1 protein-coding gene is annotated in these 630 nt (G+C 61.6%); it reads left to right on the top strand.

Going from position 1 to position 630, the window contains the following annotated elements:
- Positions 1-293: 293 nt before the first annotated feature.
- A partial coding sequence (locus tag ACTJI6_RS24175) for a PhnD/SsuA/transferrin family substrate-binding protein (RefSeq protein ID WP_440804325.1) occupies positions 294-630 on the top strand: 337 nt, incomplete at its 3' end.

Raw genomic sequence — 630 nt, forward strand, 5'->3', positions numbered from 1 at the left:
GAGTTGAAAACGAGATCGACTTCGTCGCCAAACTCTTCCCGGAAGCCGCTTGATGATCGCAGCTCCTGCTTTTACTGCGCCGAAGCGGCATTAATGCAACGGACCCGTAAAAAACGCTATCGAGATGCCCTGGAGCAACGGCCAAGCAGAAGGTCAGATTAATCGTCTGAAGACCCTCAAACGCGCCATGTACGGCCGAGCCGGGCCAGAACTGTTGAGGGCAAGAATGCTGCCCCTCCGCCACACAGATTGAGGCAGAGCCGATTTAGGGGCAACGCGACAGCCACCGTAACGTGGTGCGCGCGGTCGCGGATGGCCTGGTGCGATCCGGCAGCGTCGATGGCTATGTCTGGGAAGCGCTGGCCGTGATCGAACCGGGTCTGACCGCGCGTACACGCGTGATCGCCCGGTCGGAATGGCTGGGGTTTCCCCCTGTTTGCGCGCGGCGCGACAGCCTGGCTTCTGAGCCGGTTCAGGCTCTGCAAACCGCTTTGATGAACCTCGCCGAGACGGAGGAAGGCCGACAACGGCGCGAGGGACCGCAGATCAAGCATGACGTCGCCGTGCCGGTGGCGCGGCTCGCCGATTTTGTAGCCCTGACAGAACCAATGCTGTCGAAGATCCTGCCGG

Origin of the sequence: Paracoccus sp. 22332, from assembly GCF_052045125.1 — a bacterium.
GTDB classification, from domain to species: Bacteria; Pseudomonadota; Alphaproteobacteria; order Rhodobacterales; family Rhodobacteraceae; genus Paracoccus; species Paracoccus haematequi_A.